3 protein-coding genes are annotated in these 16,011 nt (G+C 50.5%); all 3 read right to left on the bottom strand.

What is annotated here, in order from left to right:
• Positions 1–7,049 (bottom strand): neuraminidase-like domain-containing protein (locus H6G21_RS16320; RefSeq protein WP_199307266.1); only part of this gene is annotated, 7,049 nt, incomplete at its 3' end.
• A gap of 159 nt (positions 7,050–7,208) precedes the next feature.
• Positions 7,209–7,601: a GxxExxY protein gene (locus H6G21_RS16315; RefSeq protein WP_190574487.1), complete on the bottom strand. Its 393-nt coding sequence runs from the start codon at positions 7,599–7,601 to the stop codon at positions 7,209–7,211.
• Between the two features lie 329 nt (positions 7,602–7,930).
• Positions 7,931–15,997, bottom strand: coding sequence for a SpvB/TcaC N-terminal domain-containing protein (locus H6G21_RS16310; RefSeq protein ID WP_190574486.1), 8,067 nt, complete (start codon positions 15,995–15,997; stop codon positions 7,931–7,933).
• Between the last annotated feature and the right edge of the window lie 14 nt (positions 15,998–16,011).

Raw genomic sequence — 16,011 nt, 5'->3', positions numbered from 1 at the left:
TCGAGTAGAGGCTGCTTAACAATACGTAGCCAGAACAAGAACAGGCGATCGTTCCAAACCACGGGAATGGCTGGATTATCTTCGATATCCAGCTTGATCTGTTCCCAGGGTGTCCAGGAGCGAAACTCACGGCGACGATAGAAGTATTTGCGGTTGGCTCCGGCAGTGCGGGCAACCACATGGGCAACATCATCCTCCAGTTTCGTCACATCATTTTCTACAAAGTGAATACCACAGGGTTCGAGTTTGGCTACTTCTTCTAACTTGGCCAGATAGTTGAGCAAGGTCGTGGCGGCCCGATCTTCGGTGATGTCGCCCTGGAGCAGTTCGCTCATGGCTTCTTTGAAAAATGGGGATTGATCGTCTCGCAGTTCTGGTTCTAGCCAGTTTTCGGGATACAAGAAGACTTTGCGATTGGCTTCCCAGACTCGGTAGCGCTTCATCCAAGTCCACTGTTTGGCATTGATGGAAGCGGCGCAGACACTGGGTTCCAGGTTCATCAAGCAGCGTTCGATAAAAAGCTGAACCGAAGAAATGGCATGACGAATGCGCGAGGTTTGCATACAGGGTTCCATCTGCACATCCATGAGGAAATATTCAAACAGCTTATCGGGGGTGTTGATGTGGGCGGTGTTGGGATGCGATCGCATTTGATGCAGAATGTAGGCAACCAATGCATCCCGTTGTAGCCCGCGCATTTCGTCATTGATGGGCTTGAGCACGTTCAACCAGGCACTTTCGTCATAGCGGGCACGTAAAGCCGCTTGTAAATCGCGCACAGTGGTCGCTGTCGGTTCATTCGTCGTTGCCTTGATCAGGGCAGCGGCGGAAATCTTGAGTCTGTGCAGTGGGGCATAGGCATCAAAGATACGGCGGAAGGTGTGCAGATGGGTGAGATCGGCAATCGCCAACCCCAGATGTTGCAGCAGTACCTCCAGCGATCGCGGTTGCCAACCGGTGAGCCGAAACAGCACGCAATCCTCCAGCCTCTGATCGGGTTCGGGTTGGGCTGCTGCGATCGGATCGGTCAGCACCCTGAGTAAGCGCTGATCATCGGGGGATAATTCAGCTTTGAGGTGGGCAAAATCCAGGAGTGCCGTTAATCCCTGGTGTAGGGCAGGCAAGTGAACGGCGTTCGGATTTCCCGCTGTGGAGAGATGGTTCAGCCAGCCTTGTCCATCGATGTGATAATCTGCGTGGGCACCCAGATAGGCGATTTCCTGGGGGGTGAGTTTGAGGACGATTGCCAGATTGGTCACCTTGAGAAAGTGCAGATAGGTTGCCTGCAACGGAGTTATCACCGCATCGGCATAGAGATAGTCTGCTGGAATCACTTCCCAACCCCGCCCTAGGGTTTGCCAGCTTACTTTTAAGGAACCTTGTAAGTTCTCAACCGCTAGAGCCAGTTTGTAGAGAGTGCCAGCCCTGAACTGTAGGGGTTGAGCGTTTCGCCATAGGGTCGCGTTTTGGGTCAGGGCGATCGCAGATCCATCTAGCGTCAAGGTGACAGTCGCGCCTTCCCCGGCATCAATGGCGAGATTGTAGAGTCCATTCTCTGGAGTCTCTAAGTAGCCATTCCAAGCATGGGTTAAACTGTTGGGAATCTCTAATGCTAATAAATCGACCATGGCAGGTTGAACTGGGTCTGCGTTGGCATGTAACACCAACGGATTCGCCAGCAATGCCGTGGCAAATTCTGCCTCTACGGTGGTGGTGGCACTGATCAATTGTAGGGCTTGCTGCTGTTTGCGCTGCCGTTTTAACGCGGGCAGGATGCTAGCGAGTAAATTCGCACGCTTCTTTTCAATAGACTCATTTGAGGTAGTGTAAGCGACATAGTGGGGGTGTAATTCTGGATAGCGATCGAAAAAGGGTTGAATAACGTTTTGATTGGCTCGGTATAGGTCATTGATCGCCGTTCTAAACTGGGAAGAGACATCGGGAACAGCATTGAGGGCATCCCGTAGGGTTGACGTTAAAATGCCGGTGAAAGACAACTGCTTACGGAAATTATCGTAGGTGATACGGTTGGCCGTAGCATTAACGATCGCCTCCGCCAAGGTGTCCTGAGGATGACCATAGGGAACCGTACTGACAAATGTATTCTCCAAAAAACTGAAGAACAAATCCGTGTTCTGACTCCCATACACTAGGGCCATGCGAGAACGGGCAATTTGACCTTCTGGATCATCGGTGAGGATGTATTCACGTTCGATCTCGGTGAGTGCCGATCGGAGACTGCGGGCAAAGCCTAGAAGTTCGCTATTTCTGGGAACCGCCTTGCCTGTGATATCTTGATTCCAAATCAAATAAAGGACTTGAACTGGTTTCACCGCCAACGTTTGCAATTGCCGTACCCATTGAATCAGGCGCTGGATTGGGGGGTGAACGGGATCGGGGGCTGCAAAGGGATCTAACCCTGTGAATTGGGTCAAGAGCAGGAACTCACGCAGACTGAGTTTCAGGGTATGCGCCAGCCAACCCCGTCGGAAAATGGCGCTGAGGGTGTCCAAGGAGAGGGGTGTCGTGTCGGTGTAACTGAGGTCCGCCATAATTTGGCGGAGTTCATCTTCGGTTAGTTGAAGAGCGGCGCGTAGCGCTTCGATATGGTCTCCGATGTCGGCTGGATGGGTGAGAAAATTGCCGTAGCCATCGTCAGCAAAGATGGGATCTTGTTTCAGTAGGGCTGGATTGAGAAACATTTGATGGTACAGAGACTTGCCAAAGGTATCAATCGGCGAGAAACAGGCTAAGAGCGGCAATAAGTCTTTGGTTAGGCTGAGGTTGAGGGTCCGCATCACTTGTTGGATAATGCCTAATCTGGGCAATAAAACCCGAAATCCGGCATCCAACCGTTGCAAGTTGACCGCATCATCTGGATCATTGGGAGTCTGATCGGCAGGATATAGAGCGGCGATCGCTTGATCGGTTTGGGCGATCGTCCACCCTAATTTTTTCCACAGGTGAATGAAGCGAATCAACCGAACAAATTCAAAGGCACGAATACCGTTATTGTCATGATCCGGATTGGCGTAGCGAAATTCCAGCACATCGAATCGAGATAGATCGTCAATAGTAGTGGGATTGGTTAAGGTGATTAAGCCCATGATTTTGGCATAGTTCTGATCATTTCTGACCCATGCCTTGATGTCTCCTCCGTATTGATTGGCATCCAATCCCGTTGGGAGGAGTTTGTCAAACTCATCATCTGAAATCAAACCCTCTTTAAAGGCTTTTAAGGTCGTAGACGTCATGTATAACCGCTCTAATTTGGGAATTAAATGGGCGTTAGGATTAACAAAGCGCGTTTGGATAATTTCGATAATCTCTTCATAGGAAATTCCAACCCGTCGTGTGAAGGCTTTCACGTTTGCTAGAGTGGAGAGAATCTCAGCTTCTGGGGTGTCTGGATGATAGCCATAAAGCGTATAGAGGGAGAGGGTGCGATCGCTCAAGCGTGCATACTCAGGGTGAGAAAGGTGCAGTTCTTCCATCAAAATATCTCGCCAACCATAGGTGGTTGGATCAACAGGCTCCAAATTATCCGTTTTACGCAGTGCCTGCATGACCGTCGGTAAGGGTATTTCAAATTGATTGAAATACCGACGCAGGTATTCCAACGGTTGATGGAACGGTAAGGGCGGCATTGGGGGCAAGAGTGGGAGTGGGCCGTCTTGTAGTGAATTTCCGGCCAGGATTTGATACGCGGTTGCGCTGACAAATTGAGGGCTGGCTAACAGTTCTTCTGATGTGACATCTCCCTTGATGTCGTGACCTGTATAGTTGGCCAGATTGAGATTATGGGTGATGAAATACTCCAGGGTTTCGTTGACAATATCAATATAGGGTAGTGGCGTGTTGGTGTTTTCACAGGTGAGCGGGAGGTGCTCAATATCAGGGCGACGACGGAGGAGAACCGTTTGTGGGTTTTGGCTATTTTGATTATTGGCCTGTTCTTTTTCGGGGGGGCGATCGCAAAACTGAAGCAGATTCACTAAATAGGCGGCTGGACTCAAAATCGATCGGCAATGGTCACACGCGCAATAGTCCATCTCACCGAATAGTTTTTCTAAGGTGGGATAGGCAATCACATCCGTCGCGTTGGCCGCCGCAATTGCCGGTTGCGACAGGTAGGGCGTATCAATAATCCGGGCCTCAGGATTAGAGCCAATCGCAATCGCATTGCGTCCGGTTAAATAGGACACGGCAATATTCAAAACCGTGTTATGCACTTGCTGTGCTTTCGCATGGACTAAAATCGCTTTGGCTTCGCCTCCTAATTCATCCTTAAATTGCTGAACAAAGTCGGCTTGACTGTATTGAACAACCTTATAGGCTGAGTCCAGATCATGGTTTAGCAAAATATTCATGGCGCGATCGCTCGAAGTGATTTGATGGGCCCGCTGAATTCGGGTCACTTCCTGGATCACGTCCGGCGCAATTTGCAGATTGTTTTGGAGAGCGAACTGTTCGATGGGTTGCATCCCAATTTCAAATTGACCCTGGTGAGTCATGAGTAAGTGACTCACGTCATCCTTCCTCAGGGGATTTTGCAGCGGGGTTTCATCCGTTCTCACCATTTGAGCGACGACGGCTGTTGGGTAGCTGAGTCGCAAATGGGCAGCCATTAACTCAGCATATTGTTTTTTCTGCTCGTCTCCCTGGCCTGGAATCTCGGTTGGAATAGCACCTCCTTCGACGATCGTTTCCCAGGGTTCTGCTTGGTAGTAGCCATGCTCAATCAGGCTGAGGGGAGTGGTGAGTTCGTTGGGATTGCCCACCTGAGTGTGTAGCTTTTGGATCAGAGGCGCATTGTTCAGCGTCAAATAGGCTAACTGTCCGTCGATTTGTAACCGCTGGGCAACTGGCGCTAAATTCTGATTAGTTCGGATGGCTTTCCAAAATTCAGACAGATTATCTTGATGCTGGGCATACAGCGTGACAAATTCCTTTTGATGATCCTCATCATGTATATGGGCACTGCTTAACATCTCTTTGAGAGAAGAAACTCCCGTGATAGCTGGTGCGTCCAACGATCGCTGCACAAATAGTTCTTGGAATCGCTGTATAGCCTGGGGGACTTCAGCTTCTAACGTTGCTGGAATCACGCCTTGCTGAATACTTTGCTTCCAGATTCTTTCGACTGTTTTGGCATCGATTTGGTAAACCGCATCATTGTTGGCAGACAATCCAGCGCGAAACAGCGCATAGAAAAAGGCAGGCTGAATCTGGCTCCGAGTACTGAATTCATCCGCCAGGGCTGCGATCGCTACCGCACGAGCATCCCATCCGGTTTTATTGGCGAGATAGGTAATATCATGGCGAGTGTCTGTTTCCTGAAGATCGCGGAGATGTCCCTGAAAGTGGGGGGCCAGACTATGGAGCAATATCTCATATTCCGACTGAAGCGCAGAGGGCGGAACGTGATCTAAAAACACATTCAGGGTCTCTGACGGGGAGGCATTGTAGCGAACTTCCGATGCGGCCAAGAAGCGATCGCCCTGAAAAACGCGCACTTGCAAGTCAGGCTGGGTTTTACCCCGTTGGCGGATAAGAGTATCTGGAAAGGTCGCTTGATAGGCACCATCGGACTGAGTAGTCGTTGCGACCAGTGTGACATCTTCTCCGACGGCCTTATCCACAACGAGAACGCGCAAACCCTCCACTCCAGCACTCACCGGACTGCTCACTTTTCCCGTTACTTGATAGGTGACGGCTCGCAACTGGGGCACGATCAAGTTCACAATCGTGAGGGGCTGATCTGTTTGTATCCGATCGGAAGATTTCAATTCATTGCGTTGGGCATCACTGACGATCACACGTAAAATTAGGCGGGTGATTCCGGGCAATGGCTCATACCGGATGGTGTAGCGTCCTTCCGCATCAGAACTATCTTCGCCCAACCGCACGGTTGCCTGCTCACCTTCATGAAAGGCGCGGACAATCATATTTTTCAAGGGCTGACCATTATCGAGGGAGATGCGTCCACTGACGGTACGCAAAGATTCTTCAACTTCTTGGACAAGATGCCTGAGGAGGAGCGATCGCTCCTGAGCCACGGCAAAGTCTTTGTAGCGGGAATTGATCGCGATCTGTCCACTGACATCGAGATCAAACTCAAAATTTGCAGGAACGCCAAGGGTGGGTTCAAATGAATATCTAGCTGAAGGCATCAGGGTTAACTCATGGCGTTGACCTCGGGGTAAGGTATTGCGATCGCCGACGACAGACAATTGCAGATCATAGGAGAAGGCTTGGGCGTCAAGGGTGATGCGATGGCCCCGGAGCGTCAAGGTTCGTTCTTGGACTGTGGCCAAGTCTCTGTAAGGTTGGTTGAGGAGAATCTCCCCGCTGATGCTCAGGTCAAATCGGAAATCCATGAGTGTCCTAAAGTTTGACCAAAATGTATAGCCTGCGGTTGGAATGAGGGTTAATGGATGGGGCTGAGTGTGGGGCAGAATGGCATCATTGCCCACCAGATACATCCTGAGATCATGGGACAAGGCACGTCCATCGATCGTGATGGAATAGCCAGAGATGGTCAGGGTGTTTCCGTCCGTTTTGGCAAAATCTTTGTACTGTTCAGCGATCTTAACTTCGCCGTTGGGGTCTACGTGAAACGAGAAGTCAGCAATTGTGTCTGGCGTGGCTCGAAAACTATAGCCTGTACCGGGGATGAGGTTTAATGAGTGGTGGGTTTGCGTGCGGGAGAGGATAACATCCTTAGCCCCATTGAGCATCAGATCGTGGGACAGGGGAGATCTTGCGTCGAAGGCAAAAGTGATGGGGAAGCCCTGCACAGTCAGGGTTGTGGTGCCACGTCCACGGAGAAATGTATGGATCGGATCGTAGTCAATCAGTCCATTGGGGGTGATTTGGAATTTGAAGCTGGCGGCGAGACCCAGATGTTGCGGAATCTGAAAGGTGTATTCACGGGGTTCTAACTGGAGGGAGAGTTCATTGGCTCCTTCAAGGATTTCAGTTGTGAGTTCGGGGAGGAAGAACTGGGACGGAGTGAGTCCGTTGGTGTTAATCCGAATGTCTACCATGATGATATCCCTCAGTTAGATGTGGTAGTTCAATAGGGTAATACGGTTAATGGGTTAAAAATTAATCATTGATCAGGATTTTTAGGATTTGAGGATTTTTAGAATTCTCAGAATTCAGAATTTTGCATCAATGCTTGTGTACTTAATCCTACTAATTCTCTAATCCTGCAAATCCTGATGCGGACGATTATTAAATATCAGTTTGTGTTCCAGGCTTTTGTTACCAAAGTTAATCAACAGCCCTAGGGGAAAGTTGTAGGCGACGGTGTAATTTTTGGCTTGGGCGAGGTGTACATCTTCGAGTTGTACGACGGCTTTTAGCTCCACTACCACTTTATTTTCCACGACGAAATCGGCGCGGCGGGTGCCAACCTGGATGCCGTCGTAGTAGACGGGTTGTTCTTGTTCGCGGGCGAAGGCGAGTCCTGCGCGTTCTAGCTCAATGGCGAGGCAACGCTGGTAAATGACTTCTTGAAATCCGGGTCCCATTGTTCGATGTACTTTCATGGCGCATCCGATGATCTTGTAGGTGAGTTCGTTGCCAACATTCATAATTGTCTGCATCAGGATTTACGGGATTGTAGAATTTCCAGAATTATTTTATTTGCCAGCATTTATTGCTCCTCCCCAATTTTGTTTCTTAATCCTATTAATCCTTAAATCCTGAAAATCCTGCTCTGTTTTGTAGGTGAGTTCGTTGCCGATCATTGTCTGTATCAGGATTAAGAGGATTGGAGGATTTTCAGGATTATTTTAGCTGCCAGCATTTATTGTTTTCCTCCGATTTTGTTTCTTAATCCTGTTAATCCTTAAATTCTGCAAATCCTGATGCTGACTGTGTTTCGTATCCTCAACCCAGCCGATACGATCGGGCGATCGCACTATCTTGGACCAATAGGACCGAGATAATTAACATTAGGAGTCATAAACCAACAAATTGGGCATCTTGGCATGACATATGGACCGTCCTTGCCTAGCCAAACGGATGTCATGTTAAATGAGGATAAGTCTGCCGATGTAAGTACTGCCCCCGATGGGTCTATTGCCCAATATGCTCTGTTGAGAGCATTGAATTCTGCATGTGCGCCAGGAGGTCCATAATGGGCATAGGCCCTATCCTCTGCAACAAGCTTACTTATAGCTTGATGTTCTGTAGTCAAAGCAGGGTGTACCTTAGTAGCAGGTAGTTTAGTATTTCTTCCAAAGAAACGTTGTCCAGTTGGATTGTATTCCACCGAACCTAATACTTGATTGCGTTTTACAATTGCTCCTTCGCCTTGGGCACCGCCGCCTTTCAAATAATTCGCTTGCTCAAGCGTCTGTTTAACTAAGCTGACATTATTTTCTGCTCCTAAAGTCAGTTCTAACCCGGAACCTATACCTGCTTTACTTTCCAGAGTTGCCATACTCATATTAGGCACCTTCAATGAAAGTCCCATTGACGCTGCATTCCCTATGAGATCTGTAGACTGCCCAACTGCATCAGCTAACTTTGGGTCAGCCCCAGCCGCTTTTGCTGCCCCGCTACCAAGTTGAAAGGTATAAGTTGGAGATGCCTCTCCTGTTAACGCAGTGACTAATCCTGATGAAGCATTATCAATACCATGTAAATAGAGAAAAGCGCCTACACCAGTTTCAGAAGCAAGGAGACCAGATCCAGCCTCAAGGCTCCCGCTAACTAGTTGACCCACCCCCATTGCCTGCCTTAATGGCTTCGGATAAGTCAATTTGAGCTGAAACTGTTCTGCCTTTGCTTTCAAATTCTGCATACTCTCGGCATCAGACATTTTGGATTGTGGCGGAGTAGCTTTTGGTGTTGGCTTAGAAGTAGGCTTGGCGGCGGGTGCAGGTGAAGATTTAGGCTTAATTGAACTTGGACCAGTCAAGCTAGCTTCTGGTACACTGCCGCCTTTATAAGGATCATTTGTACATACAGTTGGATTTGCAACACGGTTTTCAGAATCATATCCAAGCATTGTTAGGCAATCTGTTCCTCTAGGATCAGAGTAAAGTATTGGATTATTTTGACCATATTGATAAATATTCAATCCATCGCCAACTCCAATCGGATCGCAGCTCGCCCATCTCCCCAACCACGGCACATAATACCGCGCCCCGTGATAGGAAAGCCCCGTCTCCTCATCCCGCTCCTTCCCGGTATACCGATACCGCTTCAAACTCACCTCTGCCACACTGCTCTTTGCCTGATACGCAGTCGTACCGTAGGGATGGTATTCCTCATAGGAAAGCACATTCCCATCCTGGTTCAGTTCCAGACTGGCAGATCCCAAATGGTTATCCAGTTGATAGCGAGTGATGGGGTTGGAGGCAGCCGCTGGGTTTGCGGTATCCAGAATTTTAGTTTCCACCAGAGCCACCCGTCGCTGGTCATCCATAACGTGCAGCGTTTCTCGCTCCAGCGTCACCGTTGTGCCATCGCCGTTGTATTCGCGGTAAATTTCAAATCCACCCAGGTAAATGCGTTCTGACTTGCGCTTGGGAGTTCCCCCTACATTGGCTTGCCGTTCCGTCACTTTGCGAACCCGCTCACCGCTGGCATCGTAAACGAAAGAGGTGATTTCGGGTGTGCCACCATCATTGCGAACCTGTCGCGACGTTGCCCGAAGCTGATCCTTAAAGTCCCACCGCATCAACGGTAGATGGGGCATCTGCGTCATATTGCCATGCTCGTCGTAATGGTAGCGCGTTGCGATGTTTTTAATGTTTATTGGATTGTCATTGCCATCACTGGGAATAGTAGTCGTCCGCAACCGATTACTGTCTGCTGCGTAGTCATAGCGCCGCGTCCAATCGCCACCTGTGGCACGGTGCAACATCGCCAAAATATTACCCACCGGATCATACTCATACTGCTGGGTATAGTGCCGCATTCCCTGCAAATCATTGGGATGAGTGAGATTACAGCGGGTTGAGTCGTTGAAGTCATAGTGGGGCTTCAATTCCGGGCGATCTGTTGGGCGGTTGTTCGCCGTTTGTCCGATATGTTCCCTGCCCGTTGCCTGGGTCAAGCGGTAGAGGGCATCGTAGACATATTGACTCATCGGTTCCACTCGTTCGCCGTTGTGAAAAATGATTGCCTGGGAATCATCACTGATTTCGGTGATATTCCCCACGGGATCGTAGGTGTAGCTCAAGCCCTGGAGGAGAGTGTTATCGGTTTTGCGAGTGGTTCTTAAGGTTTTCAGTCGAAATGTTTCTCGCTCATAGACGTAGGCAGTTTGCACCCCATTTGCCGCAACATTTGGATCGCCAACGCTGTACTCAAGCAGAATTCGTTGTCCCTTCGCGTTGTAGTCAATATTTTTAACAAAGAGTGTTTCTGTCTGCGCTCCTCGCAGTTTCACCTTCACCTGATTCAGTAAATTCGCCTCATTAAAGATCGGCATCATCACACTGTTATCTGGTGTGGTAATTTGCATGGGACGATTCAGCGCATCGTAACGGGTACTGCTGCTAAACACCTCTGTTTCTAGTATCGGAGTCTGCGACCAATCAGGGGTTTGCTGATAGTCTTGAATCAGTTGGCGAGTACTGCGTAACAAATTACCTTTGAAGTCAAACGCTTCCTCTTTTCCCGTAGCTGGATTACGTCCTAAATGAGTCACCAGCCCAGCGGTATCATAATGTTGATAAGGTTTCCCGCGAAGGTTCAGATTCCGAGTTTGATCCTGCTCAGGCGTATTCGCCAACCCATTATCCGGGGTGTCACCATAAATAATTTTTTCAAACTGAATTGTACGATCGCGATTCGCCAGGTCGGCTCCTGTCACAAAAGCCGCGATCGGGCGATGGAGTGCATCATAAGCCGTATGGAATCGATGACCGCGATTGTCCCAGGCTAGCATCGGCTTTCCGGCAGCGTCATTCAACATCCAGCGATCGCCCGCATCCATACTGTGCTGAAACAGCAAATTTCCGGCAATATCGTAGGTTGGGACAAACTGAACTGGCTCCTGACGATGATCGCCCGCGAAGGGAAACACATACTGCATGACCAGATTGCCCCGTGCATCCCGAATCCACAGCGGCTTCCCCTCGGCATCCAGTTTCGTAAAGGTCAGGTACTTCTCATCCTTCAAGGCACCCGCAGCATCCTTGACTCGGTTGTGGGCAATGGCAATCACCTCGCGTCCCAGGCTGTCGAGGATGGTTAGGGCAGGCGTATTGGCATGTTCAGCAGCCAGTCGTGCAGCCCGCTTTTCTGCGGGTGTTGCCGTGGCTGCTGTCTTGGTTGCAAACCAGACATTACCCGCTTCCATCACCGTATCGTTTGGGTCATACGTCGCGACCTGCCAGGGCGAAAACTCCACACGGCTGTAGGAACCATCGGGCAACTCGGTACGCACTGTCCGACCCACCGCATCGTAATAGATGACCGGTGTCACTCCTTCTTCTTTCGGTTCCTCAAACCGATGCCCCACGGAACTGAAATAGGGTTCATACTGTTTGACCGGCTTACCCTTGTTGTTGAGGATGGTCTTGCCATTCGCCACCCAGCGCAGCGGTTGCCCCGCCGCCTCCGGCTCCGCCTGCACCTTCTTCACCACCACACTACCCATGCCGTCAGAGTACTCAAAACTGGCTTGCAGCGGGCTTTGTTCCCCTGGGGCAAGCTGGCTCAGATGCTGCTCCCGCACAATCCCGCAAGCACAGGCAGGATGAGTGCCCCAGGTAATTGAACCATCGGCATCGCGGGTCTCGCCAAAATAGTAAACATGACGAGCTGTGGCATTGCCCAACCAGCGCCGCGCCTGAGCTGCATCATAGGTAGCCCCATTAAAGAACGCTGTTAACTCGTTTAATGCCGGATTCGCCAGGGCATCATTAAATCCCGTCAGATTGTCTCCCTCAGTTCCCTTGCCCTTCACCACCATCGCCGTAGGCAATCCTAAGGCATCAAAGTAGACCTCCGAGAGATTGTGATTGATGTCCTGCATTTCCCGTGGAGCCATCACCCGAAAGTCAAATTCCGTGATGCGGGTTGTGTTCCCCAGCATGTCAGTACTGGATTCCACATACAGGTCACGCAGGTCGTATTTCAGCGTCGTAATATTGCCAAAAGGATCGGTATAGCGTTCTGGTAAGTAGAAATGCTGCGCCGCATCCGGCTCAAACCCCGCAATCCCTGATCGCACCCAATACTGCCCCGTGGTATCGATGCCTGGAAAGCGAGTCGCCAACGATGCACCACTGAGATAACCGCTGACCCGAGCATTCGATAACTTGCTCCGCTCCTCTGTCCCCAACTTCGCCCCAAAGACCGCACCCAGCAGATCTTCCGTCAGCGCCAACTTGTAGTTTTCGTAGACCAACCCCAACCGCCCCAACTGCCCCAAAGGTAGCGGATCACTGAGTACCAACCCATCATCTTTAAAGAAGAGCGTCCGAGCGTGCTCGACTAAACGCTTCTGTGGAGTTGTCCGGTTCGGTAGCTGGTGGTAAGCAATGTCCTGCACCACTTCACCTGTAGATTGATACACCAGACTCAGACGGAAACGGCGGAGTTCATCCAGGTCAAAGTAACGATTATCGCGCGGGTCAGGACTGGAGCGATCGCTCGCATCTTCTGGGCTAATCCCCGTCAGTTCATAAGTCAGAACTTCACAGGGAACGCGCAAACGATAGCTTTCAGCTGTGTCAACATCCTGGGTATAGCGAGTCTCCGTGTAAGCCAGATGGGTTTCCCGTTGGACTTGGCGAATCAGGTTTAGGGAATTAGCTGGGAGCGTAGGATCTTGAAATTGCCCCAAGCGGGGATACACTACTGCCACGGATTGCAAAATATTACCGTATTCGTCACTTTTTAGATTCAACGTGTGGGCAATCCGAGGATCAGGAGTCAGATGATCTGAGGTCAGATCTAGCTCATAGTGGTAAGTAATTGCCTCGCTTTCAGTCACCAGGAAAACCGCATGGGGATTGCTCCCTCTCCCCTGTAGCCGCTGAATATGGCAATTGTGATAGGCAGTCGAGAACAATTTCACCGGGCGATGTTTGCCCTGCTCTAACGCATCCACATCCAGCTCATACACCTCCTGGCGCAGCATCATGCCTTTGCAAGCGCGTAAAGCTTCCCGCCATTCTTCGGTGTCCAGATCTTGAGCAACCAGGTCAGGTTCTGGTAAGTCATTCTCCTGAAAAGTGCCCAGCACATTGACAACACCCGGTTTCAGATCCTCGAACCAGCGGGGGAAATACTCGTGCTCAAACTGCGCCAGGATGCGTTGATTTTCAAGGAGCGCCCCCGTGTGATGCCACGTCACCGTTTTAATTGGCGGCTGATAAAGCGTCTTATCAAGCGTGATATAGGGGCTAGCAGAATTACCATTGGCAAACTCACCATAGGACTCTACATCGAATTGCTCAACCCGCCCAAAACCCCGAAACTCTCGCTCAAAACCATCAAAATAACCGTGGTGATAGCTGTAAGTACTCGAAAATGAAGTCTTCCGCCACGTATCACGAACGGTGACTTTTTCCACCACATGCACCGGAAACGGCAGTTTCGTAATCCAGGGCTTTCCAGCCAATTGGTCTTGCAAATAAAACTTCGTCGAAGGCGCATACTGTACCGTCGTTTCTGCCCCCAAATTATTCACCATCTTCACCAATAGGTGCGGCTTCTGGCTTCCCATCAGATCCAGGTAGCGCATTTCCCGACGCGCATTTCCTGGCAAGGCAGATGACCACACCAAACAAGCCGTGCCATTGCCCAACAGATCGATCGCCGTCACCGCCGCCACGCCATCGATCTTCGGGAACGATCTCAGCACTCGCTTTGCCGACCAGCTATTTCCCGATTGATTGAAATAAACCTGTACCCCTTCAGCACAGAGATACAGAATATCCGTCGTCCCCGACCCATCAATATCCGCCAACACAATCCGACGCGGATCAAAGATTTCGCGGCAGTCAAATCGGGGTGGGTGATCCGTCGTCACCTTCGCCCCAAAGCGCCCATAGCCTAAATTTGGCCAGTAGCACACCTCCCTATGATCAATTCGCACAATATCCGTCAGCCCATCCCCTGACATATCCGCCAGATGAATCGCCTGAGTCCGATCAGCAAACACCACACGCGGTCCCTTTTCTTCGTCCCAAGGCTGATAGACCCGCTGTGCTGGACCAAACCCATCTTCCGCCAGAGAAGGATACCAGACAAAACAATGGTCTTCTGTGATCAAAATATCGCTGTGCCCATCCCCATTCAGATCAATGAATTTAAGGTTCGGATCCTCCCAATCCAGCCTGGGGAAAGACTTCAACGGCACAAAATTTTTCCACTCCTGATCCGATGTCCGTTCGTAAAATCCAGGTACAGCTCCTCGTAACGTCACCAAATCCGGTTGCCCATCCCCCGCCAAGTCGAGAAACTGTGCCCCATCCCCCAGCCCACTTGCAGGTTTACTCGCGACCCGTTGAACCGCCGCAAACTTCGCCTCAACCTGTTGCTTTCCACCCGCTTGAACCTCATTAATCGGGCTAAGATTCCGCTTGTAAAACCACCCATTCCCCTGTTCCGTCAGAATTCCCGACAGTCCCTCTCCGTCCAAATCTACCCACTGGTAGCGACTGCCATCCAAGCCTTCGGGTAAGTTTTCTAGGCTGGCGCGATCGACCTGCCGCACTGTTTCATCAATGTCTGGCTGACTGTAGGTAAATTCCAGAGGAGGCAGGGATTTTTGCAAGTAGCCCCCTTTACCATCCCGCTGATACCCGGATTGAGTGACGGACACCAAGAACGAATAGACGGGATTGCGAACATCCTGAGGATTTTTCTCATAGGCATAGGTGAAGTCCGTCGATCGCACTAAGCCGTCATAGCCCTTTGTCCCGTTTGGCAAATCAGGAATGTGATGAAACATCAATACCCGCTGACACAGACGAGTAGTACGCACTTCAAAACCCGCACGGTAACTTGAAAAGGGGTCATGGCGATAGTCCCAGTCTCCCAAATCTCCAAAGGTTGGTGCCTTCGCATCATGTTCGCCGTAGTCGAACACCACCTCAAACATCCAACCCGCACTGTCGATTGCAGACTGGGCCAAGAAGTGGGGTCTGTGCCCATTAGCATCCAGTAGAGATATGCGATTGCCGTAGCGGATGCGCTTGAGGTAGCGGTTGGCAGTGCGTCGTGGGTCAGTGCGATCACCTCGGTTCCGCTCATGGGCAAGGCCCAGATCCACTCCCATCCCGTCCTCTAGCTTATAGGTGTAGAGAATCGCATTGCCCTTATCATCGCGAGTCTCGCAAATTAGCCAACTAAAGATGCGGCGCGGATCCTCTGGATCAACAATGCGAGAGTTTGCATCCTGACCGTAGAGCGTCAGGATATTGTCTTTCGAGATGGAGCACCAATGGACATCAGTGGCATCAGCAATATTAGTCCACCGTTCGATGCGAGCAAACAGTCCCTCAATCCGGGGTCGATAGCGTTTGATGGCATAGGTCTTGCCATTCACCGTGCGATCAGGAAGACTTTCTGAGTGCCACCTCCCCTCAGCATTCTGAACCAGAACAGGTACTAGATCTTCAGCCCCCGATAGGATAAAGACATCCGATTCAGTGGCATCGTCATAGCGCGGTAGCCCCTTATCCGTTTTACGGGTCATTGAGGGTAGGGACAAACTCCAGCCAAAGCCGAAGGTACCATTACCAGATCCAGAGTCATAGGATAGGGAGATCTGTGGGCCAAATCCAGAACGACCAGGGCTAGTGGCGATTGGGACTGACATGGAACCCGTACCTGTGACCGGATTAGCAGCAAATTTCTCCCCCATTCCTTTAATAGCCCCCCCACCTTTGGGCAGCGACACAGCCGGGGGAGTCACAAAATAATTATTGTCCGCCGTCGCAGTAGTACTGTTCTGTCGATTTTCCTGATACGACGAGGTCGGATGCTGGAATGCAGGGGATAGCTTGTCCATAGGTATTTTGCCGG

The organism is Alkalinema sp. FACHB-956, from assembly GCF_014697025.1.
Lineage (GTDB): Bacteria > Cyanobacteriota > Cyanobacteriia > Leptolyngbyales > Leptolyngbyaceae > Alkalinema.
The sequence above is the reverse complement of the archived record's forward strand: the minus strand, read 5'-3'. Positions and strand labels throughout refer to the sequence as shown.

Excerpts from the sequence above, each read along its gene's own strand:
- H6G21_RS16315 (WP_190574487.1), bottom strand. The coding sequence starts at position 7,601 with ATGAATGTTGGCAACGAACTCACCTACAAGATCATCGGATGCGCCATG.
- H6G21_RS16310 (WP_190574486.1), bottom strand. The coding sequence starts at position 15,997 with ATGGACAAGCTATCCCCTGCATTCCAGCATCCGACCTCGTCGTATCAG.